Origin of the sequence: Klebsiella sp. R390, assembly GCF_051131745.1 — a bacterium.
GTDB lineage: Bacteria > Pseudomonadota > Gammaproteobacteria > Enterobacterales > Enterobacteriaceae > Klebsiella.
In genome coordinates, this window is the sequence record NZ_CP180445.1 from 3,964,899 (window position 1) to 3,989,783 (window position 24,885).

The 24,885-nt window shown below is 56.0% G+C and carries 24 protein-coding genes; 18 read left to right on the forward strand and 6 right to left on the reverse strand.

Translation table 11 applies throughout. The annotated features are described in order from the left end of the window. Window positions 1-57: 57 nt before the first annotated feature. Window positions 58-1,248, reverse strand: coding sequence for an NO-inducible flavohemoprotein (gene hmpA, locus ACMYSP_RS18650; RefSeq protein WP_434583528.1), 1,191 nt, complete (start codon window positions 1,246-1,248; stop codon window positions 58-60). A 323-nt stretch (window positions 1,249-1,571) separates the two neighbouring features. Here hmpA and glyA point away from each other — a divergent pair, with 323 nt between their 5' ends. Further along, a complete protein-coding gene (glyA, locus tag ACMYSP_RS18655) occupies window positions 1,572-2,825 on the forward strand; it encodes a serine hydroxymethyltransferase (RefSeq protein WP_123755398.1) in 1,254 nt (417 codons plus the stop codon). A 67-nt stretch (window positions 2,826-2,892) separates the two neighbouring features. Here the strand turns inward: glyA and ACMYSP_RS18660 are convergent, their stop codons facing one another. Both ACMYSP_RS18660 and ACMYSP_RS18665 read right to left on the reverse strand, forming a co-directional pair. After that, window positions 2,893-3,315: a DoxX family protein gene (locus ACMYSP_RS18660; RefSeq protein WP_434583529.1), complete on the reverse strand. Its 423-nt coding sequence runs from the start codon at window positions 3,313-3,315 to the stop codon at window positions 2,893-2,895. A 73-nt stretch (window positions 3,316-3,388) separates the two neighbouring features. Further along, on the reverse strand, window positions 3,389-4,585 hold the full coding sequence (locus ACMYSP_RS18665; RefSeq protein WP_434583530.1) for an ROK family protein: 1,197 nt from the start codon (window positions 4,583-4,585) through the stop codon (window positions 3,389-3,391). A 112-nt stretch (window positions 4,586-4,697) separates the two neighbouring features. On the opposite strand from ACMYSP_RS18665, the gene ACMYSP_RS18670 reads away from it, so the two are divergent. From ACMYSP_RS18670 to ACMYSP_RS18685, 4 genes are all read left to right on the forward strand, one after another. Then, window positions 4,698-7,973, forward strand: coding sequence for a DUF5107 domain-containing protein (locus tag ACMYSP_RS18670; RefSeq protein ID WP_434583531.1), 3,276 nt, complete (start codon window positions 4,698-4,700; stop codon window positions 7,971-7,973). Window positions 7,974-8,043: 70 nt separating this feature from the next. Then, window positions 8,044-9,480, forward strand: coding sequence for a sugar porter family MFS transporter (locus ACMYSP_RS18675; RefSeq protein WP_434583532.1), 1,437 nt, complete (start codon window positions 8,044-8,046; stop codon window positions 9,478-9,480). Continuing rightward, window positions 9,480-10,307, forward strand: coding sequence for an aldose 1-epimerase (locus ACMYSP_RS18680; protein WP_434583533.1), 828 nt, complete (start codon window positions 9,480-9,482; stop codon window positions 10,305-10,307). The genes ACMYSP_RS18675 and ACMYSP_RS18680 overlap by 1 nt, the downstream gene beginning before the upstream one ends. Before the next feature lie 87 nt (window positions 10,308-10,394). Beyond that, window positions 10,395-11,528: a 3-phenylpropionate MFS transporter gene (locus ACMYSP_RS18685; protein WP_434583534.1), complete on the forward strand. Its 1,134-nt coding sequence runs from the start codon at window positions 10,395-10,397 to the stop codon at window positions 11,526-11,528. Here the strand turns inward: ACMYSP_RS18685 and csiE are convergent. Continuing rightward, complete coding sequence (gene csiE, locus ACMYSP_RS18690; RefSeq protein ID WP_434583535.1) at window positions 11,525-12,802, reverse strand: stationary phase inducible protein CsiE; 1,278 nt, start codon at window positions 12,800-12,802, stop codon at window positions 11,525-11,527. The genes ACMYSP_RS18685 and csiE overlap by 4 nt on opposite strands. 124 nt (window positions 12,803-12,926) lie before the next feature. On the opposite strand from csiE, the gene ACMYSP_RS18695 reads away from it, so the two are divergent. After that, on the forward strand, window positions 12,927-13,565 hold the full coding sequence (locus ACMYSP_RS18695) for a DUF1007 family protein (protein ID WP_434583536.1): 639 nt from the start codon (window positions 12,927-12,929) through the stop codon (window positions 13,563-13,565). Next, on the forward strand, window positions 13,556-14,536 hold the full coding sequence (locus ACMYSP_RS18700) for a nickel/cobalt transporter (protein WP_434583537.1): 981 nt from the start codon (window positions 13,556-13,558) through the stop codon (window positions 14,534-14,536). The genes ACMYSP_RS18695 and ACMYSP_RS18700 overlap by 10 nt, the downstream gene beginning before the upstream one ends. 42 nt (window positions 14,537-14,578) lie before the next feature. On the opposite strand, the gene suhB is transcribed toward ACMYSP_RS18700, so the two are convergent. Then, window positions 14,579-15,382: an inositol-1-monophosphatase gene (gene suhB, locus ACMYSP_RS18705; protein WP_123755388.1), complete on the reverse strand. Its 804-nt coding sequence runs from the start codon at window positions 15,380-15,382 to the stop codon at window positions 14,579-14,581. A 120-nt stretch (window positions 15,383-15,502) separates the two neighbouring features. Between suhB and trmJ the strand changes: the two genes are divergently transcribed. The 11 genes from trmJ to sseB all read left to right on the forward strand — a co-directional run bounded on the left by trmJ (window position 15,503) and on the right by sseB (window position 24,328). Next, a complete protein-coding gene (gene trmJ, locus ACMYSP_RS18710) occupies window positions 15,503-16,237 on the forward strand; it encodes a tRNA (cytosine(32)/uridine(32)-2'-O)-methyltransferase TrmJ (protein ID WP_434583538.1) in 735 nt (244 codons plus the stop codon). 208 nt (window positions 16,238-16,445) lie between these two features. Further along, entirely contained in the window at window positions 16,446-16,937 is a 492-nt protein-coding gene (gene iscR / locus ACMYSP_RS18715; RefSeq protein WP_041146727.1) for a Fe-S cluster assembly transcriptional regulator IscR, read from the forward strand. A 178-nt stretch (window positions 16,938-17,115) separates the two neighbouring features. Then, window positions 17,116-18,330 carry a cysteine desulfurase gene (gene iscS, locus ACMYSP_RS18720; RefSeq protein WP_123755386.1) on the forward strand — a complete coding sequence of 405 codons (1,215 nt, stop codon included), beginning with the start codon at window positions 17,116-17,118 and terminating at the stop codon, window positions 18,328-18,330. Between the two features lie 26 nt (window positions 18,331-18,356). Next, window positions 18,357-18,743: a Fe-S cluster assembly scaffold IscU gene (gene iscU, locus ACMYSP_RS18725; protein ID WP_002913991.1), complete on the forward strand. Its 387-nt coding sequence runs from the start codon at window positions 18,357-18,359 to the stop codon at window positions 18,741-18,743. A gap of 15 nt (window positions 18,744-18,758) precedes the next feature. Beyond that, complete coding sequence (iscA, locus tag ACMYSP_RS18730) at window positions 18,759-19,082, forward strand: iron-sulfur cluster assembly protein IscA (RefSeq protein WP_123755385.1); 324 nt, start codon at window positions 18,759-18,761, stop codon at window positions 19,080-19,082. A 73-nt stretch (window positions 19,083-19,155) separates the two neighbouring features. After that, window positions 19,156-19,671, forward strand: coding sequence for a co-chaperone HscB (gene hscB, locus ACMYSP_RS18735; RefSeq protein WP_434583540.1), 516 nt, complete (start codon window positions 19,156-19,158; stop codon window positions 19,669-19,671). Window positions 19,672-19,686: 15 nt separating this feature from the next. Continuing rightward, window positions 19,687-21,537: a Fe-S protein assembly chaperone HscA gene (gene hscA, locus ACMYSP_RS18740; RefSeq protein WP_434583542.1), complete on the forward strand. Its 1,851-nt coding sequence runs from the start codon at window positions 19,687-19,689 to the stop codon at window positions 21,535-21,537. A 1-nt stretch (window position 21,538) separates the two neighbouring features. After that, the gene (fdx, locus tag ACMYSP_RS18745) at window positions 21,539-21,874 is read left to right on the forward strand and encodes an ISC system 2Fe-2S type ferredoxin (RefSeq protein WP_004866372.1); all 336 of its coding nucleotides are present in this window, start codon (window positions 21,539-21,541) and stop codon (window positions 21,872-21,874) included. Window position 21,875: 1 nt separating this feature from the next. After that, window positions 21,876-22,076, forward strand: coding sequence for a Fe-S cluster assembly protein IscX (gene iscX / locus ACMYSP_RS18750; RefSeq protein WP_154144164.1), 201 nt, complete (start codon window positions 21,876-21,878; stop codon window positions 22,074-22,076). Window positions 22,077-22,185: 109 nt separating this feature from the next. Further along, window positions 22,186-23,472: an aminopeptidase PepB gene (gene pepB / locus ACMYSP_RS18755; protein WP_434583544.1), complete on the forward strand. Its 1,287-nt coding sequence runs from the start codon at window positions 22,186-22,188 to the stop codon at window positions 23,470-23,472. A 79-nt stretch (window positions 23,473-23,551) separates the two neighbouring features. Next, entirely contained in the window at window positions 23,552-24,328 is a 777-nt protein-coding gene (gene sseB / locus ACMYSP_RS18760) for an enhanced serine sensitivity protein SseB (RefSeq protein ID WP_434583545.1), read from the forward strand. 66 nt (window positions 24,329-24,394) lie between these two features. On the opposite strand, the gene ACMYSP_RS18765 is transcribed toward sseB, so the two are convergent. Next, window positions 24,395-24,817, reverse strand: coding sequence for a DUF5360 family protein (locus ACMYSP_RS18765; protein WP_434583547.1), 423 nt, complete (start codon window positions 24,815-24,817; stop codon window positions 24,395-24,397). Window positions 24,818-24,885: the final 68 nt, after the last annotated feature.

Here is a 24,885-nt window from a genome sequence, read left to right on the forward strand (position 1 = left end):
GCATACCTCTGTAGCCCCGGAAAGCTCACGCCACCGGGGCTATTTCGTTTTATTGGGTTACAGCACCTTGTGCGGGCCGAAGCACTCGTAATGAATGTTCTCGCCGCTTACGCCCAACGCCACCAGCTGCTTCGCGGCAAACTGCATAAACGCCACCGGGCCACAGAGATAATACTGCATCTGCGGATCGCGCAGCGCATCGGCCAGCGCGGACAATTCAATCAAACCTTCGCTATTAAAGCGTGCTGCCTGACGGTCGGCGGCGGTCGGCGTGCGATACCAGATGTGGGAACGGAACGCCGGAAGGGCGGCACCCAACGCGGCAACTTCATCGGCAAATGCGTGAACGTCGCCATTTTCCGCGGCGTGGAACCAGTTAACCTGGGCGGCATGCTGCGTTTTCGCCAGCGTCTCGAGCATTGCCAGCATCGGGGTCTGACCAACCCCGCCGGAGATCAGTGTGACCGGTGTTTGCGCAGTGACGTCGAGGAAGAAGTCACCAGCCGGTGCTGCCAGGTGCACGATATCCCCTTCCTGCGCCGCAGCGTGCAGCCAGTTTGAAACCTGGCCGCCGTTTTCACGTTTGACCGCGATGCGGTAGCTTTTACCATTTGGTTTGCGGGTCAGCGAGTACTGGCGAATTTCCTGATATTCAAACCCTTCCGGCTTCAGCCAGATAGCCAGATACTGGCCCGGCTGATAATCGGCGACCGGTTGACCGTCTACCGGCTCCAGCTCGAAGCTGGTAATCAAGGCGCTGCGCGGAGCTTTGCGGGTAATGCGGAACGCTCGGGTGCCTTCCCAACCGCCGGTTTTGCTGGCGTTTTGCTGGTAGATTTCCGCTTCACGGTTGATAAAGACGTTTGCCAGTACGCCATAGGCTTTTCCCCATGCGTCAAGCACCTCCTGGCCCGGGCTGAACAGCTCGTCGAGCGTCGCCAGCAGGTGAGCGCCCACGATGTTGTACTGCTCTGGTTTGATCTGGAAGCTGGTGTGTTTCTGCGCGATTTTCTCGACCGCCGGTAGCAACGCAGGCAGGTTTTCGATGTTGCTGGCGTAGGCCGCTATCGCATTAAACAGCGCTTCACGCTGATCGCCGTTGCGCTGGTTACTCATGTTGAAGATCTCTTTGAGTTCCGGATTATGCGCGAACATGCGATCGTAAAAATGGGCGGTCAGCCTGGGGCCGGTTTCGACGAGCAGGGGGATCGTGGCTTTGACGGTAGCGATGGTTTGAGCGTCGAGCATAGCAGCTTCCTTAAGAGTTACTTAAATAATGTATTTTATATGCATCTTATAAAAATAACCCTGCAATGTAAATGGTTCTTTAACACTTTTCCCTGTAGTGGTAACAACATGAATTATTTGCATCACAAACCTGAAAAGAAATCCGTTGATAATCGAGGAGTCGTTGTTGCTCAAAGCCTTGTGTCATGCGGAGCCAATCGTTTGCGTAAAATCCTTTGTCAAGACCTGTTATCACGGAACTATTCAGTTATACTGTGGGCCGTTGCCCGAAAAGGCCCCTCTTTTAGAGCTGTAATCTATTGTTAGCTGAGCAGGAGATGCGGATGTTAAAGCGTGAAATGAACATTGCCGATTATGATGCCGAACTGTGGCAGGCTATGGAGCAGGAAAAAGTACGTCAGGAAGAGCACATCGAACTGATCGCCTCCGAGAACTACACCAGCCCGCGCGTCATGCAGGCGCAGGGTTCTCAGCTGACCAACAAATATGCCGAAGGCTATCCGGGCAAGCGCTACTACGGCGGTTGCGAATACGTTGATATCGTTGAGCAACTGGCTATCGATCGTGCAAAAGAGCTGTTTGGCGCTGATTATGCCAACGTACAGCCGCACTCTGGTTCTCAGGCTAACTTCGCGGTCTACACCGCGCTGCTGCAGCCGGGCGATACCGTTCTGGGTATGAACCTGGCACAAGGCGGTCACCTGACTCACGGCTCCCCGGTAAACTTCTCCGGCAAGCTGTACAACATCATTCCTTATGGTATCGATGAGTCCGGCAAAATTGACTACGAAGATATGGCTAAGCAGGCTCAGGAACACAAACCGAAGATGATCATCGGTGGTTTCTCTGCTTACTCCGGCATCGTTGACTGGGCAAAAATGCGTGAAATCGCTGACAGCATCGGCGCCTATCTGTTCGTTGATATGGCTCACGTTGCAGGTCTGATTGCAGCAGACGTATACCCGAACCCGGTTCCGCATGCTCACGTTGTGACCACCACCACCCACAAAACCCTGGCGGGTCCGCGCGGCGGCCTGATCCTGGCGAAGGGCGGTAGCGAAGAACTGTACAAAAAACTGAACTCTGCGGTCTTCCCAAGCGCGCAAGGCGGCCCGCTGATGCACGTTATCGCGGGTAAAGCTGTCGCACTGAAAGAAGCGATGGAGCCAGAGTTCAAAGTCTACCAGCAGCAGGTTGCTAAGAACGCCAAAGCGATGGTTGAAGTGTTCCTGAACCGTGGTTACAAAGTGGTTTCCGGCGGTACTGAAAACCACCTGTTCCTGCTGGATCTGGTCGACAAAAACCTGACGGGTAAAGAAGCTGACGCCGCCCTGGGCCGCGCCAACATCACCGTCAACAAAAACAGCGTCCCGAACGATCCGAAGAGCCCGTTTGTGACTTCCGGTATCCGTATCGGTTCTCCGGCCGTGACTCGCCGTGGCTTTAAAGAAGCAGAAGTCAAAGAACTGGCTGGCTGGATGTGCGACGTGCTGGACAACATCAATGACGAAGCGGTCATTGAGCGCGTGAAGGGCAAAGTGCTGGACGTCTGCGCACGCTTCCCGGTTTACGCATAACTTTTAACGCGCAAGCGTAAAGAAAAAGGCCGCAAATGCGGCCTTTTTGACGTCTGGCGATCGGCGCTTAGCGACGGTCGAGGGAGAGCGACCCTGGTCCGGTAATGGCCAGCAGCAGGAAAGCCCCGGCAATACTGACGTTTTTGTAGAAGTTAATCATGTTAGGTAAAACCGCGTCCCCGGTCATGTCCCAGTAATGGTGGCCAATGACGGCGGTGCCGAGGGTGTAAAAAATAAAAATGACCGCCAGCGGGCGGGTGAAGAAGCCGAGGACGATCAGAATAGCCGCCGGGACCTCCATCACAATGGCGATAATCGCCGACAGCGTCGGGAGCGGGGCGCCAGAGGCCGCCATGTACTGTACCGTGCCGCTAAAGCCCATCAGTTTGGGATAGCCAAACAGAATAAACAGCAGCACTACCGCAATACGGGCGATCAACAGCAACACGGGGCGGGAAGCACCAAAGTCAAAATAGCGTAGTGTGTTCATAATCAATCCGTTGTGAAGACGAGTGATTTAAACGTAATACACAATTTTGTGATCTGCCACATACCTTTTGCGTTCAGCGTAACGCCTGCAGCTGCTCTTCCACGTACAGATAACCAATGCCGAGCAGTTGCTGCTGGCGACTCAGGTGGCCGAAGCCAATCTGGGTGGCGTGCGTCCGGGGGGAATCACCATGATCGAAGGGGTTAAAACCGGTTTGTTTGACGATAGTGCTCAACCACGCCTCGCCAAAAGCGCAGCTGCGACCATAGAGCCAGATTTGGTTAATATTTAAAATATTCAGAAAGTTATAAAGGCTTAAGCCAATGGCGTTGGCGGCGCTGTCGGCCCAGGCGCGAATATGCATATCGCCTGCTCTCCAGGCGTTCATCAGTGACTCGGTGGTGATGTTATCCGGAGAGAGGCTGGCGTCAGGCTGCGTTTTTAACCATGTCCGCGCCTGTTTCTTCAGCGCGCTGAGCGATGCCACCGTTTCCAGGCACCCGTATCGGCCACAATCGCAGGCCATACCGTCAGGATTAACGATGGTATGGCCGATTTGTCCACTACCGTAGAGGCTTCCGCGCCACACCTGATCGTTGATCACAAATGACGAACCAATACCGTAATCGACGTTAATTACGCAGAAATCCAGTTGATGCCCATCATTCTGCCATTTTTCCGCCAACGCCAGCATCACACAGTCGTTATCGACCATAACCCGAACGTTGAGCTTCTCCTCCAGCAGGTATTTTAATTCCACCGGCGTTTTCCAGCGCGCCTGGGGCATGGTTTGCGATACCCCGGTCACCGGATCGACCTGTCCATGTACGCCCAATGCGAGATTGATACGCGACTGCGGATACTGGCGGTGGACTTCCTGCCAGCATCCGGTAATCGCCGCAAGCAGAGCCTGTGGCGTGGGAGCATCGATGTGCAAATGCTGGAGGGGGCCAGTCGCCAGCAAGCGCGCGTCGGCAAGCTGATATTCAATGCTGGTCGGTGTGATGTTCATGCATAGCGTCCAGGCGCCGTGCTGCGGGATCTGAAAACTTCCGCTATTGACGCCCCGGTTGCTCATCTTTTCGCTGGAGTGGCTAATCAGTCCGTCGCGTAACAACTCGTCGAGGATATTGCTCACTGCCGGGATAGATAAACCGCTGAGCTGAGAAAGCTGCGATTTGCTGAGCTGCTTCGCCCGCCAGAGGTGGGAAAGGAAAACCGATTTATTGGCTTGCCTGACCCGGGCGTTATTGAAACCGGTTCGCTGCATACACTTAACTCCCTTAACTATATTGCGTGAGCATTGCGCATTTTAGCAGCTATATAGCGATATAAACTGCTGTCATAACATCTTTTACTTTATTTGTTTTAGTGGAGGCGTCATGTACGGTGCGGTTAAGGTCTGGCAGGAAACGATTTCATTACCGACGTGGACGACGGGCACGGAAGATCCGAACCCCATGTTCCTTGAAAAACGCGTGTATCAGGGCTCTTCCGGCAGCGTCTATCCCTACGGCGTGATTGATACGCTGACCGGCGAGCGGGAAATGCGCGAATATCAGGCGCTATGGATGGAGAATGACTTTATTCGCATCATGCTGCTGCCGGAGCTTGGGGGCCGCATTCATCGGGCGTATGACAAAGTCAAACAACGCGATTTTGTCTATTACAACGAAGTGGTTAAGCCGGCGCTGGTGGGGCTGCTTGGGCCGTGGATCTCCGGCGGCATTGAGTTCAACTGGCCGCAGCATCACCGTCCGACCACCTTTATGCCGGTCGATTTTTCGATCCAGCAGCGAGAAGACGGCGTGCAGACCGTATGGATGGGGGAGGCCGAGCCGATGCGCGGCTTGCAGGTTATGACCGGATTTACGCTCTATCCTGACCGCGCGCTGATTGAAATCACCGGTAAGGTGTTTAACGGTAATTCGACGCCGCGTCATTTCCTGTGGTGGGCCAATCCCGCGGTTAAAGGCGGCGATGCCCATCAGAGCGTGTTCCCACCGGATGTGACCGCGGTCTTCGACCACGGCAAGCGTGATGTCTCGGCGTTCCCGATTGCGACTGGCACTTACTACAAAGTGGACTACTCCGCGGGCGTTGATATCTCCCGCTATAAGAACGTCCCGGTGCCAACTTCCTATATGGCGGAGAAATCGGACTACGATTTTGTCGGCGCCTATCACCATGACGAGCGCGGCGGGCTGCTGCATGTCGCCGATCACCATGTCTCGCCGGGTAAAAAACAGTGGAGCTGGGGCTACGGTGATTTCGGCCAGGCCTGGGACCGCAATCTGACCGATGAAAATGGTCCTTACATCGAGCTGATGACCGGCGTGTTCACCGATAACCAGCCTGACTTTACCTGGCTTGCGCCTTATGAAGAGAAGGTGTTTGTGCAAAACTTCCTTCCCTATAGCGAGCTAGGGATGGTGCAAAATGCCAATACACAGCTGGCGCTGAAGCTGGTTCGCGAATCTGAGCAGCTGCAGGTTGGCGTGTATGCCATCGCGCCGCTGGAGAATATTGTGGTTGAGCTCAGCGACGATAATCAGCCGCGTTATGAAACTCAATTGTCGCTCAAGCCGGGTGAGAGCTGGCTCCAGACGCTGCCGGAAAACGGCCTCGGACGTTTGACCCTCCAGGTGAAAACCGCAGAAGGCCAGACGCTGCTGGATTACCGGGAACATCTGGCTCAGGAGACCCCGTTACCCGAACCGGCCACCGCGCCAGCGCTGCCGGAAGCGATTCACAATGGCGATGAACTCTATTTTATCGGCCAGCACCTTGAGCAGTACAACCACGCAAGCCGCTATGCCGCCGACTACTATCGTCGGGCAATTGCTCTGGATCCGCATGACTATCGCAACAACGTGGCCCTGGGGACGCTGGCGTTTAATCGCGCCGACTGGGCATCCGCTGAGCACTGTGCCCGTGCCGCGTTGTGCCGCGCCCATCGGCTGAATAAAAATCCGCGCGATGGCGAAGCCAGTATGCTGCTGGCTAATGCCCTGGAACGGCAGGGCGATGACGCTGGCGCCTGGGATCATTATTACAAAGCCTCCTGGAGCGGCAACTGTCGCGACGCGGCCTGGTGGTCATTGGCGCGCCTGGCGATGAAGCGCGGCGATACGGCCGACGCGCTGGAAAAAGTGAATATTAGCCTGCAATTCAATACCGGTAACCATCTGGCAATGGGGCTGAAAACGTTGGCGTTGGCGCAGTCTGCGTCGATACATGACGCGCTGGAATACAGTGCCGCCTGTATTGAACGCTATCCGTTGAGCTATCCGCTGCACTGCATGCGCTGGATGATTGCACCAGGCGATGAGACCCGTGAGAACCTGTTGCGCGTGACCGGTGGCAGGGGAATTAATGCCAGCCTGCTGGCGGGATGGCTGTTATCGCTTGGGCAAAAGCAGGCGGCAACAGAGGTCCTTGCGCTGCTGGATTGCCAGGAAGCGTTACCGCTGCTGTGGCGCGCCTCGTTAAGCAATGACGCAACACAACGGGCACTATTTATCGCGGCGGCCGAGAAGTGCCATGCCCGAAAAGTTCGTTTCCCCAACACGCTCGACGAAGTCCAGATGCTGCAAACTCTGGGCGACAGCGCCTTTGCGCAGTATCTGCTGGGCTGTTTCTGGTACAGCAAGCGTCGTTATGAAGACGCGGTAGGCTGCTGGCATAAGACGCTGGAGACATCCCCGGATTATGCACCGGCGCATCGTTTACTGGGGGTCTATGCCTGGAACAAACAGCAGGATGCGCAACAGGCGCTGGCCTGTTTACAACGCGCCGTCGCGCTGGAACCAGACAACGCTCGCTTCCTCTTCGAGCTTGATTTTCTTCAGAAATTACTGGGCACTCCCGTAGCTGAACGCCTGGAGACGCTGGCGACGCGTCAGGCGGTGGTGCACAAACGTGACGATCTGACTGCTGAACTGTTAAGCCTGTGGCACATCACCGGCCATTACGCGGAAGCGGCGTCTGTGCTTAGCTCGCGAGACTTTCACCCCTGGGAAGGGGGTGAAGGGAAGATGACCGGTCAGTATTTGCTTAATCAGCTTCACCGGACGCTATGTGCTGTTGAACATCATGAGTACCTGCCGGCGGCGCAATATCTGCATGAGGCATTGCACTATCCCCACAACCTGGGGGAGGGGCGACTGCCGGGGCAGACGGATAACGATATCTGGTATCTGCTGGGGTATTGTGCGGAACACGCCGGAGAGGTGCTGCAGGCAGCGCAGTACTATCAGCGCGCTCTGCAAGGCGGTTCCACGCTGGATGCCGGACGTTACTACAACGATCAACCCGCCGATTACCTTTTCTGGCAGGGCATGGCTTTACGTAAGTGCGGCAATATTGCGCAGGCCGATCAGCATTTCCGCGGCTTTATCGCCTGGGCGGAACAGCATCGGGATGACGTTCCGCAGGCTGACTTTTTTGCCGTTTCTCTCCCGGATCTGGTGGTCCTCGATGTTTCAGCTCAACAGCAGCATCAACAACACTGCCTGTTTATTGAAGCGCTTGGCCATCTGGGACTGGGTAACATCCCCGCCAGCCAGCAGGTGATGCAGCGGCTTCTGCGCATCAATCCTGCTCATGATAAGGCGCATCTGATTCAACATGCCCTGCAAAGCGGCATTTTTTCCTGAACCTCAAACGGGCGGGCTGGTCCCGCCTGAACCCTACTGTTCCCTGCGTTTCCCTTATAGAGGAATCATTATGAATAACGCGCAGACACATCTGAAAATGGGCTACGTCTGGACTATTTGTCTGGTTGCCGCCTGCGGTGGTTTACTGTTTGGCTATGACTGGGTGGTGATTGGTGGCGCGAAGCCATTTTACGAAGCCTGGTTCTCGATTACCGACCCGGCGCAGTCCGGCTGGGCTATGAGTTCGGCGCTGGTGGGCTGTGTTTTTGGCGCGTTAATCTCGGGGTGGTGCGCCGATAAACTGGGGCGCAAGCTGCCATTAATTCTGTCTGCCGTTCTGTTCAGCGCCTCGGCGTGGGGGACGGCGCTGGCCAGCAATTTCGACATGTTTGTGTTTTACCGCATTGTGGGCGGCGTGGGCATTGGTCTGGCATCGGCGCTCAGTCCGTTGTATATCGCCGAAGTCAGCCCGGCCGAAAAAAGAGGGCGCTTTGTGGCGGTCAACCAGCTCACTATCGTGATTGGCGTGCTGGCGGCCCAGCTGATCAACCTGATGATTGCTGAACCGGTGGCGACGGGGGCGACACAGCAGATGATCGTGGATACCTGGAACGGTCAGACCGGCTGGCGCTGGATGTTTGGCGCGGAACTGGTGCCGGCGCTGGCCTTTCTGGTGCTGATGTTTTTTGTACCGGAGTCCCCGCGCTGGCTGATGAAAGCCGGTAAACCAGAGCGCGCTCGTGCCGCATTGGAGCGTATTGGCTCTGCCGATTACGCCGACAGAATATTGCGTGAAATCGCGCATACCCTGGAAAAAGATAACAACAAAGTCTCCTACAGCGCCTTGCTGGCCCCGCAGGTAAAACCGATCGTCATCATTGGGATGGTTCTCGCGATATTTCAGCAGTGGTGCGGGATTAACGTCATCTTTAATTACGCGCAGGAGATTTTTGCCTCAGCGGGATTTGATATCAACAGTACCCTGAAATCGATTGTGGCGACCGGGGTGGTAAACCTGGTGTTTACGATTGCAGCCCTGCCGCTGGTGGATAAAATCGGCCGCCGTAAATTAATGCTGCTGGGGGCCAGCGGATTGACGGTTATCTATGTGCTGATCGCCGGCGCCTATGCCATGGGCATTATGGGGTGGCCGGTGCTGTTGCTGGTACTGGCCGCGATTGCCATCTACGCGTTGACCCTGGCGCCGGTGACATGGGTATTGTTGGCGGAAATCTTCCCTAACCGTGTCCGGGGGCTGGCGATGTCGTTGGGGACAGTGGCGCTGTGGATTGCCTGCTTCCTGTTAACCTATACCTTCCCATTGCTTAATGCCGGGCTAGGGGCATCAGGCAGTTTCCTGCTGTACGGCGTGATTTGCGCTGCCGGATACCTCTACATTCTGCGCAACGTGCCGGAAACGAAAGGCATTACCTTAGAAGCGCTGGAGGAGCAACTAGCACAGCGTCATGCCGGTGGTCAGGCGATGAAACACGAGCAGACCCGCTAATGACACAGGCGTTGATGCTGGAAAACGCGCATCTGAGGATGCGCGTCTCAACGTTGGGCGGCAAAGTGCAAAGCCTGTTTTCACCACGCTATCAGGCACCGGTGCTGTATGAAAACCCGGCTGGCGGCATGTTTCCGATGTTGCCACTGGCAAATCGGGTAGCCGGAAACCGTTTTAGGTTTCAGGGGCGCGAGATCCAGCTGCCGCATCACCAGGCCGATGAGCAGTTCTTCCTGCACGGCGACGGCTGGCTGCTGCCATGGGAGGTGCTGGAACAGGCTGACCACTCCTGTCTGTTACAGCTGCGCCAGCAGCACGCCTGCGGTTTTGATTATCAGGCCCGGATACGCTACGAACTGCAGCACGGAACGCTTCACGCCACGATGACGCTGGTACATTGCGGGCAGGCCCCCATGCTGTACGGTGGTGGTTTTCACCCGTTCTTTGCCTTCGAACAGCACAGTCTGGTGCAGTTCCAGGCGAGCGGCCACTGGCCGGAAGGTGCATCGCATTTGCCACTGGGCTGGCGCGGCGATCTGCCTGAAAGCGGGGATTTCTCCCGGCCGACGTATGGCGAGGATCGCTGGTTGAATGTCTGCTATTCCGGCTGGAACGGCGTCGCGAACATACAGCGAAGCGTGATGTCAGTCACGATTTCATCACAAACTCCGTGGTTGATGCTGTTCCGCATGTCGGGTGAACCGTTTATCTGCCTGGAGCCGCAGAGCCACCCGGTCAACGCGCACAACATGGCGGGGCAGCCAGGTCTGGTGGTTTTAGGTCCGGGGGATAGCGTTTCATGGGCGCTGAAAATCACCGTCGATTAGGGTCTGTTTCGCGGAGGCACTCAAAATCCCTGGCTTGCGCCGGCTATGCTTTATCGCCAGACTATCGCCTCCATTCAGGAGGGAATCATGGTTTTGCACTCCACGCGCTGGCTGGCGCTTAGTTACTTCACCTACTTTTTTAGCTACGGCATCTTCCTGCCATTCTGGAGCGTCTGGCTGGCCGGAACGGGCTTAACGCCGGAAACCATCGGTATGCTGCTGGGAGCGGGGCTGGTCGCCCGTTTCCTTGGGAGCTTGTTGATCGCCCCCAGGGTCAGCGATCCCTCCCGCCTGATTTTCGCCCTGCGTGTCCTGGCGCTGCTGGTGCTGCTGTTTGCGCTGGCCTTTTGGGCCGGAAACCACGTCGCCTGGCTGACGCTGGTGATCGTCGGCTTCAACCTCTTTTTCTCCCCGCTGGTGCCGCTGACCGATGCACTGGCGAACACCTGGCAAAAACAGATCACCATGGATTACGGGCGCGTGCGTCTGTGGGGATCGGTGGCGTTTGTCATTGGCTCCGCGCTGACCGGTAAGCTGGTCAGCCTGTTTGATTACCGGGCGATTCTGGTGCTGCTCAGTCTCGGGACCGCCTCGATGTTGTTGGGGATGTTGCTGAAGCCCTCGGTGATGCCGCAAGGCGAGTCCCGTCACCAGGAAGGGGCGGGGCTGGCGGCCTGGCTGACGCTGGTGCGCCAGAGCTGGCGTTTTCTCGCCTGCGTCTGTTTGTTGCAGGGCGCGCATGCCGCCTACTATGGCTTTAGCGCTATCTACTGGCAGGAGGCTGGATACTCGGCCTCCGCCATCGGCTATTTATGGTCGTTGGGCGTCGTGGCGGAAGTGGTTATTTTTGCGCTAAGCAAAAAAGTTTTCAGTCGCTTCAGCGCCAGGGAACTGCTGTTGATTTCGGCGGTGTGTGGCCTGGTTCGCTGGACGCTGATGGGGTCTACCACTGCGCTACCGTGGTTAATTATCGCGCAGATCCTGCACTGTGGGACCTTCACGGTCTGTCATCTGGCGGCGATGCGTTATATCTCCGCACGTCAGGGCAGCGAAGTGATTCGCCTGCAGGCGGTCTACTCCGCGGTGGCGATGGGTGGCAGCATTGCCATCATGACGGTGTTTGCCGGTTTCCTCTACCAGCACCTGCATCAGGGAGTGTTCTGGGTAATGGCGCTGGTGGCGCTTCCGGCGCTGGTGCTGCGGCCGAAAGCGGTCGCCTAATCCTCCAGCATCTTACAGATATGCTGCCGCTGGTGATCGCTGAAGGTCTCTTCCGCGTGGAACAGCGGCGGCGAAAACAGCGGCAGTGCGGTTGCATAGGGCGTGATGACCAGGGTCACCCCTTTCGGCGCCCCTTCTTTCTGAAAGGTATGCACGCTCTGATATTTAATGGTGAGCGGCAGCAGGGTCAGCTCGCGCAACTGCAGTTCCAGCGCCTGTTCACGGTCAGGATTATCATGGGTGAGCAGCACCACCTGCTTCTCATGCAGGTCACTTTTTTGCATCAGCCATGCGCCGAAGATCACCGCAATTAACCCCACTTCCTCCTGATTAAAGGCTATCTCATACGCGGCTTCAAACTCGCTCAATGCCTGCTGAGTGGTGCGCATCAGGCGCGGATAGAGCCGGCTAATCTCCTCCGGTAAGGCGTTATCGATGCCGATGGCGAACACGCTGCGGTTGAGGGCCTGCGACAGATGAATATAGAGCTGATCGCTGAGTCCCTGATCGTCGCTAAACGGCCGTCCCGCCAGCTGCTGGAAACGATGAATTAAGTGGGAAATCGCCAGGTGCAGTCGCCGGTCCTGATGGTGGCCATCACGGATCGGATCGGGGGTCTTCAGCAACATAAAGAGCAGCGTCAGAAACAGCTGTTCACCCGCATGCGGCGAGCTGGAGACCCGGCGTTGCCAATGGCGGACGATCTCCTGCGCCAACGTGAACTCCGCCGCTTCCTGCGCCCAGCGCTGCTGCTCGCGGGTAAAATCTGGCGTCAGCCCCTGATGATGCTGCAGCAGGCAATATTGCAGATACAGGCACAGGAAGTGCATATCCCGACAATCAAACTGCCGGTTGAGCGCGCGCGCGCAGCGATTCACCAGCGCCCGCAGGTTGGTGTCGTCATACAGCGTCCGCGCAATGCCCTGTCGTTTAAGCTGTGTTTTTAAGGCGGGCGTAAAATGGTGAGCAATAAAATGAGGGCATAAACGCAGCGCCCGCCGCAGGCCATGCAGCAGACAGAGGCGTTGATCGATAACGGCGCCTTCAATCCGGTAGCTACCGTCCACCTGTGACGAGAGCGTCAATCGGTGGTAACGCTGAATTTCACGTTCCGTCTCCGTGATATCCTGCCGGGCCGTTGCTTCATCAACCTGGTTGATGTGGCTAAGCTGTTCGGGCGTCACTGACTGCCCGGGCAGATAAAACATCAGGAGTACCTGGCTACGGCGCTGTGGACTGGAAAGCGCAGATGGTGGTTCAATGACGGTCATCATCTGGTGAGTTCCAGTTAGGGTTTTCGCTAAGAATAGCCAATGGATGAATGGAGATCAGGGCCGTTCGGCGGCTTTACGTCAGGAATGCTGGCGAGGTTCACAGAATTTTTCACGTGAGGAATAGATGAAGAGAGTGAAACAATGCACCAGTGCGGCATTTTTCATGGTTTTATCATTTAGCGTGCTAGCGCACCCGCATAGCTTCATCAGCATGAAAACGGACATCGTGACCGATAACGGGCTGCTGACCGGGTTTAAGATGCGCTGGACCATGGATGAGATCACCTCCGCAGACCTGCTCTACGATGCCGGGAAGGCGAAGCCGGGAGATGAGATCTGGAAAAAGCTGGCGGCAGAAGTGATGGCCAATGTCCTCGGTCAGCACTATTTCAGCGAATTGTGGCATAACCAGCAGCGGGTCAAATTCGATAACCGGCCCGACGGCTATGGCCTTGAGCGCGAAGGCCATCAGGCGGTGCTGACGTTCACGATGCCGCTGGCAACTCCACAGCCCTTAGCGGGACAAACCCTGACCTTGTCGACATTTGACCCGACCTATTATGTTGATATGCATTATGACCACCCGAGCGACGTCACGCTGCCTGAGGCATTACGCACGATGTGCAAGGTGAAGGTGGTAACGCCGGAGCCAAATGAAAAAATGACGACGTTTGCACTGTCGCTGGATAAAGCCGACGCACCGCCGGAGGACATGGCGCTGGGAACCTACTTTGCTCAGAAGGTGACGTTGACATGTCAGTAATTCTGTCTCCAGCGACCCGGGCGTCGCGTCTGCGTCAGCTGTGGCCGCTGGCCGTTTTTTTCCTGCTGGCCACAGGGGCTGGCATCTGGCTCTGGCGCGCCTGGCCGCAGGTGTTGCTGCAAAGCACCGGCTGGCAGCGGGCGCTGAATGTTGAGTTGAGCCAGCTGCTGCAGGCCGTGGCGGATAACCCGTCAGCGGCAGGTTTTACGCTGCTGGCGTTTAGTTTTATCTATGGTGTGCTGCACGCGCTGGGACCGGGGCACGGCAAGATAGTGATTACCACCTGGCTGGCGACGCATCCGGCGAAGCTAAAATCCAGTATTGCTCTGACGCTGGCCGCCTCGCTGCTGCAGGGCGTGGTGGCGATTGTGCTGGTGGTAGTGGTGCTGACGGTGTTGCAGTTGCCCGCAAGGCAGCTGCATCTCAGCAGCTTCTGGCTGGAGAAAGGCAGCTATCTGCTGGTTGGCGTGCTGGGTCTGCTGTTGTGCTGGCGGGCGCTGAAAAAGCTACGGGGACTGCTGCGCCGTCCTCGGTTTACCGCGTTTACGCCCCACCATGTTCATGATGCGCACTGCGGCTGCGGGCATCAGCATATGCCGGCACCGGAACAACTCCAGAGCGGCGATGACTGGCGCGCACGGCTGGCGATCGTGTTGTCGATGGGGATGCGTCCCTGTTCAGGGGCGATTATGGTTCTGCTGTTTAGCAAGGTGATTGGCGTATTTAGCTGGGGTATGGCGGCGGCACTGGCCATGGCGGCGGGGACGTCACTGACTATCAGCGGACTGGCGTTGCTGGTGCATGGTTTTCGTCAGTTGGCCGTGAAGCTGAGCGGGAGTAAAACGCCTCCGCTCTGGCAGCAAATTGGCTGGTCGACGCTGGCGCTCTCCGGCGGCGTCATTTTACTGGCGGCGGCGGTGGTGATGTGGAGTAGTGCAGTACCGGGCGGCGGCGGATTGCGGCCGTTTTGAAAAGCAACTTCCCCCCGGCGAACCGGGGGAAAGTGAGAGAGATTAACGCTTCAGCGCTTCGCTCAGTTCGTCACGCATATTGGCCAGCATCGCTTTAACCACGCGCGGGTTACCCGCCACGATGTTGCCGGTGAGCAGGTAGTTATGACCACCGGTGAAGTCGCAAACGATCGCACCAGCTTCGCGAGCAATCAGCTCACCAGCGGCGAAATCCCACGGCTTCAGCGCGATTTCAAAGTAACCATCAACGCGGCCAGCGGCAACGTAGGCCAGATCCAGAGCGGCAGAACCGGTACGACGGAAGTCCGCGCATTCGGTGAACATTTTGCCCAGGATATTCATGTAAGAGGTGGCGTGCTGCTTGGCTTTGAACGGGAAGCCGGTAGCGATAATTGTGCCATCCAGATCGCGAGCGGTGCTGCCACGCAGACGGTAGCCGTTGAGCTGTGCGCCCTGACCACGGGTCGCGGTGAACAGTTCGTTGCGCATTGGATCGTAAACCACCGCGACTTCAGTACGGCCTTTAATGCGTACGGCGATAGATACAGAGAAATGAGGCAGGCGTTTTACAAAGTTGGTAGTGCCATCCAGTGGATCGATAACCCATTGAACATCCTGATCTTCACCTGCGTGTTCACCGCTTTCTTCGGTGATGATGGTGTGCTGCGGGTAAGACTTGCGAATGGTTTCAATAATCAGCGCTTCGGCTGCCTTATCGACGTTAGTCACAAAGTCATTGCTGCCTTTCTGGCTCGTTTCTACGGAGTCTGGGGTTTCGTAGTGCTTGGCAATTAAATTACCCGCCTTGCGCGCTGCGCGCACGGCGATGTTCAGCATCGGATGCATCGGTCTCTCTCACTGGATGTTAAAGAACGGGAAAAAACGGCGCACATAATAACAGCCAAATCTCCTTATGTCTCCGTTTTATGATAGCATGCGTGAATAATCTTTAGCCGAAGAACCATAATGCTGCAAAATATTCGAATCGTACTGGTAGAAACATCACACACTGGAAACATGGGTTCCGTTGCCCGCGCCATGAAAACCATGGGGCTGACTAACCTGTGGCTGGTCAATCCGCTGGTTAAACCTGACTCTCAGGCCATCGCCCTGGCTGCGGGTGCCAGCGATGTGATCGGTAATGCGCAGATCGTCGATACCCTCGATGAAGCGCTGGCAGGCTGTAGCCTGGTGGTCGGTACCAGTGCCCGCTCGCGTACTCTGCCGTGGCCGATGCTCGACCCGCGCGAATGTGGTCTGAAGAGCGTGGCGGAAGGGCAGCATGCGCCAGTAGCGCTGGTCTTTGGCCGCGAACGCGTCGGGCTGACCAACGACGAACTGCAGAAATGCCACTACCATGTTGCGATCGCCGCTAACCCGGAATACAGCTCGCTGAACCTGGCGATGGCCGTACAGGTTATCGCTTATGAAGTGCGTATGGCCTGGCTGGCCGCGCAGGAGCAGGATGCCCCGGCGGTAGAACATGATGAAACGCCTTATCCGCTGGTCGATGACTTAGAGCGTTTTTACGGTCACCTCGAACAGACTCTGATTTCCACCGGTTTTATCCGCGCCACCCACCCAGGGCAGGTGATGAATAAACTGCGTCGTTTGTTTACGCGCGCACGCCCGGAAAGCCAGGAACTGAACATTCTGCGCGGCATGCTGGCGTCGATTGAGCAAAAAAATAAAGAGCAGTGATGCCGGTTTCCCGAGGATGGGCTGCTTGCAAGACCGACAAAAACGTAGGCCACGCAAGCACATGAGCGCACGGAAGGTTAAATACCTGACTAAAACAGTCAAGTAAATAGTTGACCAATTTACTCGGGAATGTCAGACTTGCTCCTGCTATGCAATACCCATATTAATAAAAAGCCCGGGCAGGGGCGAGTTTGAGGTTAAGTAAGACATGAGACTGACATCTAAAGGGCGTTATGCTGTGACCGCGATGCTGGACGTTGCGCTCAACTCTGAATCGGGCCCGGTTCCGTTGGCTGATATTTCTGAACGTCAGGGGATCTCGCTGTCCTATCTGGAGCAGCTGTTTTCCCGTCTGCGTAAAAACGGTCTGGTTTCCAGCGTGCGTGGACCAGGCGGTGGTTATTTGTTAGGTAAAGAAGCCGGTAGCATCGCCGTAGGCGAAGTGATCAGCGCAGTAGACGAATCAGTAGACGCGACCCGTTGTCAGGGTAAAGGCGGCTGCCAGGGCGGCGATAAATGCCTGACCCACGCACTGTGGCGTGACCTGAGCGAACGTCTGACCAGCTTCCTGAACAACATCACCCTGGGTGAACTGGTTAATAACCAGGAAATCCTTGATGTTTCTGGGCGTCAGCATAGCCATGAATCCCAGCGCAATACCCGCACTCAGGACGCCATTGACGTTAAGCTGCGTGCGTAACACTCGTCTGGTTTCAACTTGCGGCCTCGGCGCTGCAAGGTGAAACGGTCAGAGTCATAAAAGATAAAATAAAGATTTCAGAATCAGGCCGGGATGCTACGGCATCCCGTGTCCCCGGTCGTACATCAAGCCGGTTGCCTGGTTCCTTGCATTGAGTGATGTACGGAGTTAAAGAGCAATGAAATTACCGATTTACCTCGATTACTCCGCAACAACGCCGGTGGACCCGCGTGTTGCCGAGAAAATGATGCAATTCCTGACCCTGGACGGGACCTTTGGTAACCCGGCCTCTCGTTCACACCGTTTCGGTTGGCAGGCTGAAGAGGCGGTTGATATCGCCCGTAATCAGATTGCTGAACTGGTCGGTGCTGACCCGCGTGAAATCGTCTTTACCTCCGGTGCAACGGAATCCGACAACCTGGCCATTAAAGGTGCTGCTAACTTTTATCAGAAAAAAGGCAAGCACATTATTACCAGCAAAACCGAGCACAAAGCGGTGTTGGATACCTGTCGCCAGCTGGAGCGTGAAGGCTTCGAGATCACCTACCTGGCGCCACAACGCAACGGGATTATCGATCTTAAAGAGCTGGAAGCCGCGATGCGCGACGACACCATCCTGGTGTCCATCATGCACGTGAACAACGAAATTGGCGTGGTACAGGATATCGCTACCATTGGCGAACTGTGCCGTGCGCGTGGCATCATTTACCACGTTGACGCGACCCAGAGCGTGGGCAAACTGCCTATCGACCTGAGCCAGCTGAAAGTTGACCTGATGTCCTTCTCCGGTCACAAAATTTACGGACCTAAAGGTATTGGCGCACTGTACGTTCGTCGCAAACCGCGTATCCGCATTGAAGCGCAGATGCACGGTGGCGGTCACGAGCGTGGCATGCGTTCCGGTACGCTGCCTGTCCACCAGATCGTCGGTATGGGTGAAGCTTACCGTATCGCGAAAGAAGAGATGGAAACCGAGATGGCGCGTCTGCGCGGTCTGCGTAACCGTCTGTGGGAAGGCGTAAAAGATATGGAAGAGGTTTACCTCAACGGTGACCTTGAGCAGGGCGCGCCGAACATTCTCAACGTCAGCTTCAACTATGTTGAAGGTGAGTCGCTGATTATGGCGCTGAAAGACCTGGCCGTTTCCTCGGGTTCAGCTTGCACCTCCGCAAGTCTTGAGCCGTCCTATGTGCTTCGTGCACTGGGCATGACTGATGAACTGGCACACAGTTCTATCCGTTTCTCTTTAGGTCGATTCACTACCGAAGAAGAGATTGACTACACCATTGATCTGGTTCGTAAATCCATCGGCCGTCTGCGCGATCTGTCTCCACTGTGGGATATGTTCAAGCAGGGCGTGGATCTGAACAGCATCGAATGGTCACATCATTAATCGGTAGGGTATAAGGAGAATTCATCATGGCATACAGCGAAAAAGTTATCGATCATTACGAGAATCCACGCAACGTTGGTTCTTTCGACAACAGCGATGAGAACGTCGGCAGCGGCATGGTTGGCGCACCGGCATGTGGCGACGTCATGAAGTTGCAGATCAAAGTCAACAATGAAGGTATCATTGAAGACGCGCGCTTCAAGACCTATGGTTGCGGTTCCGCTATCGCCTCCAGCTCCCTGGTCACCGAATGGGTGAAAGGGAAATCTCTGGATGAAGCTCAGGCGATCAAGAACACCGATATCGCCGATGAACTGGAACTGCCGCCGGTGAAAATTCACTGCTCGATCCTGGCGGAAGACGCGATTAAAGCCGCGATTGCGGATTATAAAAGCAAACGTGAAGCGAAATAATTAAGAGGTTATTGTATGTCGATTACTCTTAGCGACAGCGCAGCGTCGCGAGTTAATTCCTTCCTGGCCAACCGTGGCAAAGGCTTCGGTCTGCGCTTAGGGGTCCGCACTTCTGGCTGTTCAGGTATGGCCTATGTGCTGGAGTTTGTTGACGAGCCGGCGGCAGAAGACACCGTGTTTGAAGATAAAGGCGTCAAGGTAGTGATCGACGGCAAAAGCCTGCAGTTCCTCGACGGCACTGAGCTGGACTTCGTCAAAGAAGGCCTGAACGAAGGGTTTAAATTCACCAACCCTAACGTTAAAGATGAGTGTGGTTGCGGCGAAAGCTTTAACGTGTAATCGGTTATCCCTGACCCCACCGTAGCTTTGCTGCGCGTGGGGTTTGCTTTATCTCGTTAACCCTGAGGTTACTATGGACTATTTTACCCTCTTCGGGTTACCGGTCAGTTATACCCTTTCGCAAGAACAGCTGGCTGTCCGGTACCAGGATCTACAACGCCAGTATCATCCCGACAAATTCGCCAGCGCGAGTGCGGCCGAACAGCTTGCCTCCGTGCAGCAATCCGCCACGATCAACCAGGCGTGGCAAACTCTCCGTCATCCGCTGACCCGCGCCGAATATCTCCTTTCGCTCCATGGCTACGATTTAGCCAGCGAGCAGCACACCGTGCGCGATACCGCCTTCCTGATGGAACAGCTGGAGCTGCGTGAAGAGCTGGATGAGATCGAAAAGTCGCAGGATGAAGCGCGGCTGGCGGCGTTTATCAAGCGGGTGAAGGGGATGTATGACCTTCGTCATCAGCAGGTTGTTGAACAATTAAGTAACGAGACGTGGGACGTGGCGGCGGATACCGTGCGTAAACTGCGTTTTCTCGATAAACTTCAGAGCGTGGCAGAACAACTCGAAGAAAAACTGCTCGATTTTTAATTTTCGGAAGCAATTATGGCCTTATTACAAATTAGTGAGCCTGGTCTGAGCGCCGCGCCGCATCAGCGTCGTCTGGCCGCGGGGATTGACCTTGGCACCACCAATTCTCTGGTCGCTACCGTGCGTAGCGGTCAGGCCGAAACACTGCCCGATCACCAGGGGCGTTACCTCCTGCCTTCCGTGGTGAACTACCAGGCATCTGGCCTGAGCGTCGGTTACGATGCCCGGCAGAATGCCGCCCAGGATCCGGTCAATACCATCAGCTCGGTAAAACGTATGATGGGGCGTTCGCTGGCCGATATTCAGACTCGCTATCCACATCTGCCTTACCAGCTACAGGCCAGTGAAAATGGTCTGCCGATGATCCAGACCGCCGCTGGTCTGCTCAACCCGATTCGCGTCTCTGCCGATATCCTGAAAGCGCTGGCCGCCAGGGCCACCGAAGCGCTGTCCGGCGAGCTTGATGGCGTGGTCATTACCGTTCCGGCCTATTTCGACGACGCCCAGCGTCAGGGTACTAAAGACGCCGCGCGTCTGGCGGGCCTGCACGTGCTGCGTCTGCTGAACGAACCGACCGCGGCGGCAATTGCCTACGGTCTGGACTCCGGTCAGGAAGGGGTGATTGCGGTTTACGATCTCGGTGGCGGCACCTTTGATATTTCAGTGCTGCGCTTGAGCCGTGGGGTGTTTGAAGTGCTGGCCACGGGCGGGGATTCTGCGCTTGGCGGTGATGACTTCGACCACCTGCTGGCAGATTATCTGCGCGAACAGGCGGGCCTGAGCGATCGTCGCGACAACCGCCTGCAGCGCGAGCTGCTGGATGCGGCCATCGCCGCCAAAATCGCCCTCAGCGATGCCGACGTCGTCAGCGTCAACGTGGGTGGCTGGCAAGGGGAGATTACCCGTAGCCAGTTTGATGAACTGATTGCGCCGCTGGTCAAACGGACCCTGCTGGCCTGTCGTCGTGCGCTGAAAGATGCGGGCGTGGCGGCGGAAGAGGTGCTGGAAGTGGTGATGGTCGGCGGTTCAACCCGCGTGCCGCTGGTGCGTGAGCGCGTCGGCGAGTTCTTTGGCCGTCCCCCGCTGACCACCATCGACCCGGACAAAGTGGTGGCCATTGGCGCCGCGATTCAGGCCGACATCCTGGTGGGCAACAAGCCCGACAGCGAACTGCTGCTGCTTGACGTTATCCCGCTCTCTTTAGGGCTGGAGACCATGGGCGGCCTGGTGGAAAAAGTCATCCCGCGCAACACCACCATTCCGGTGGCGCGCGCGCAGGAATTTACCACTTTCAAAGATGGCCAAACCGCGATGTCCATTCACGTGATGCAAGGCGAGCGTGAACTGGTGCAGGATTGCCGCTCGCTGGCGCGTTTTGCGCTGCGCGGTATTCCGGCACTGCCGGCCGGCGGCGCGCATATTCGCGTGACCTTCCAGGTGGATGCCGACGGCCTGCTGAGCGTGACCGCCATGGAGAAATCGACCGGCGTCGAAGCCTCCATTCAGGTGAAGCCATCCTATGGCCTGACCGACGGCGAAATCGCCACCATGATCAAAGATTCGATGAGTCACGCCGAACAGGATATCAAGGCGCGTATGCTGGCTGAGCAAAAAGTCGAAGCCGCACGCGTGTTAGAGAGCCTGGTCAGTGCGCTGGCCGCCGATGCCGCGCTGCTCAGCGCCGCAGAACGTCAGGCTATCGATGAGGCAATGGCGCAGTTGAGCGCGGTTGCCGCAGGTGATGATGCCGACGCCATTAAAGATGCCATTAAAAATACAGACACACAAACCCAGGAATTTGCCGCACGCCGCATGGACCAGTCGGTCCGTACTGCGCTGAAAGGCCAATCCGTGGACGAGGTTTAATATGCCAAAGATTGTTTTTCTGCCTCATCAGGACCTGTGTCCGGATGGCGTAGTTGTGGAAGCTGAGATCGGTGAGACCATTCTGGATGCGGCGTTACGTAGCGGCATCGAGATTGAACATGCTTGCGAAAAATCCTGTGCCTGCACGACCTGTCACTGCATTGTGCGTGAAGGGTTTGATTCGCTGGCGGAAAGCACGGAAGACGAAGACGACATGCTGGATAAGGCATGGGGGCTTGAGCCGGATAGCCGTCTGAGCTGCCAGGCGCGCGTGACCCACGATGACCTGGTCGTCGAGATCCCGCGTTACACCATCAACCACGCACGCGAGCATTAATATGGGACTGAAATGGACCGATAGTCGTGAAATTGGTGAAGCGCTGTACGACGCTTTCCCGGATCTCGACCCGAAAACCGTTCGCTTCACCGATATGCATCAGTGGATTTGCGAGCTGGAAGCGTTCGATGACAATCCAAACGCATCGAATGAAAAAATTCTTGAGGCGATTCTGCTAGTCTGGTTAGACGAAGCCGAATAATTTTCGCGTCATGCGCCACGTTGCCGCCTTCCTGCAACGCGGCGCATATAGCGGAAAAATTCTAACGGGCTGCCATAGGGTGGCCCGTTTGCTAATAAGGATGAAAAAAATGACAGAAGCCATGAAAATTACGCTGACGACTCAGCCTGCCGATGCGCGTTGGGGCGAAAAAGCGACTTACAGCATTAATGATGACGGCATCACCCTGCATTTGAACGGTAAAGACGACCTGGGTTTGATTCAGCGTGCGGCACGTAAGGTCGATGGCATGGGGATTAAGCATGTTGCGCTGAGCGGTGAAGGTTGGAATACCGATCGCGCATGGGCGTTCTGGGCCGGTTATAAAGGGCCGAAAGGCAGCCGCAAAGTGGAATGGCCGGCGCTGGACGAAGCCCAGAAGAGCGAGCTGGACAGCCGCCTGACGATCATCGACTGGGTCCGTGACACCATCAACGCCCCGGCAGAAGATCTGGGGCCGGAACAGCTGGCGCAGCGTGCCGTCGATCTGCTGTGCGGCGTAGCCTGCGACAACGTCTCTTACCGCATCACCAAAGGTGAAGACCTGCGTGAACAGGGCTATCTCGGTTTGCATACCGTGGGTCGCGGATCCGAGCGTCCGCCGGTACTGCTGGCGCTGGATTACAACCCAACCGGCGATAAAGATGCACCGGTGTATGCCTGCCTGGTCGGGAAAGGTATCACCTTTGATTCCGGCGGCTACAGCATCAAACAGAGCGCGTTCATGGACTCCATGAAGTCCGACATGGGCGGCGCAGCGACGGTGACCGGTGCGCTGGCATTCGCGATTACCCGCGGTCTGAACAAGCGCGTGAAGCTGTACCTGTGCTGCGCTGACAACCTGATCAGCGGTAACGCCTTCAAACTGGGCGACATTATTCGCTACCGCAACGGTAAGACCGTCGAGATCATGAATACCGACGCCGAAGGCCGTCTGGTGCTGGCCGATGGTCTGATCGATGCCTGCGCGCAGAAGCCGGCGCTGATCATCGACGCTGCAACCCTGACCGGTGCGGCGAAAACCGCGCTCGGGAACGACTACCACGCGCTGTTCAGCTTCGATGACGAACTGGCTCACCGTCTGCTGGCGAGCGCACAGGCAGAGAATGAAGCCTTCTGGCGTCTGCCGCTGGCGGAATTCCACCGTGGTCAGCTGCCGTCTAACTTCGCCGAACTGAATAATACCGGCAGCGCCGCTTACCCGGCTGGCGCCAGCACGGCGGCAGGTTTCCTGTCGCATTTTGTTGAAAACTATCATCAGGGCTGGCTGCACATTGACTGCTCGGCAACCTACCGTAAATCCGCCGTGGAGCAGTGGTCCGCCGGTGCGACGGGCCTCGGTGTGCGTACGATTGCCAATCTGTTAACCGCAGAGTAAAAGCGCCGGGGTGATTGCCCTGACTCGTAGCCCCGGCCAGCGTTGCCGGGGCCATTCCGATTCTGATGTTGTGAGCATTATGTCCGAAACTAAAAATGAATTAGAAACCCTGCTGGAACAGGCGGCGATCGAACCGGGCCACCGTCCGGCATTTTTCCGTGTGCTGCTGGAATCCACCGTGTGGGTGCCCGGTGCGGCGGCGGAAGGCGAAGCGGTGGTTGAAGAGAGCGCCGTAGACTTACAGCATTGGGAGAAAGACGACGGGGCGTCGGTTATTCCGTTTTTCACCTCGCTGGAGGCTTTGCAGCAGGCGGTCACCGACGAGCAGTCCTTTGTGGCGATGCCGGCACGTACGCTGTTTGCCATGACTCTTGGTGAAACGTTGTTCCTCAATGCGAAGCTGCCTACCGGCAAAGAGTTTATGCCCAACGAGATCAAGCATCTGCTGGGGGAAGAGGGGACACCGCTTAGCACGCAGACGGTGATCGAAGGTGGTGAGTCGTTGTTGCTGTCAGAAGTCGCCGAGCCACCGGCGCAGATGATCGACTCGTTGACGACGCTGTTTAAAACGCTGAAGACCGTCAGACGCGCGTATCTTTGTTCGATTAAGGACAACGCAGAGGCACCGGCAAACCTGCTGATTGGCCTTGAAGTGGAAGGCGATATTGAGTCGGTTATCCAGGCGACCGGCAGCGTGGCGACCGATACCTTACCTGGCGATGAGCCGGTTGATATTTGTCAGGTTGTTGAAGGTGAAAAAGGCATCAGTCATTTTATGATGGCCCATATCACGCCGTTTTATGAAAAGCGCTGGGGCAGTTTCCTGCGTGACTTCAAACAGAACCGCATTCTCTAAGATAACGGGGGCATTGCGCCCCCGTTATGCGGTATGTACCCGGTGCGGGTTAACGTTACTGATAACTTAATTAACGCTCTGTTTTACAACGCTCTGTTTTACTATCATAAATTTATATAAAAAGCCGGCTGAAGGGATAGCAAGATAGAGATTAGCAACCCACCAGCTGATACTATAATCTTCTGTTAATGCCCAAAATGATAATGCCATCATTCCGGCACAAAAAATCATGCTCAGGCTAATATTAGCCAGCTGCATGGCGAGATGGCTGTTCACATTCTTTTTATAAATATAAATACTGCTCAGGCCGATGAATGAAGCAATGATATCGATTGGGAAAAAAGACCAGTTCCAGGCAGTAATCACGTCATCATGATAGTTATTAAACAACATTTCTCCGGGGAATAGATCCAGCAGCGCAGCACCCCAGTATATGATGAAGCTGATATCGACGGATAAAAGATACCAGCGTAAGAGTTTATTATTCATTATCTTCCCTGTTGGTTTGTTAATTTATCGAAGGTTAAACAAATACGATAACGGTGATAATTAACAAC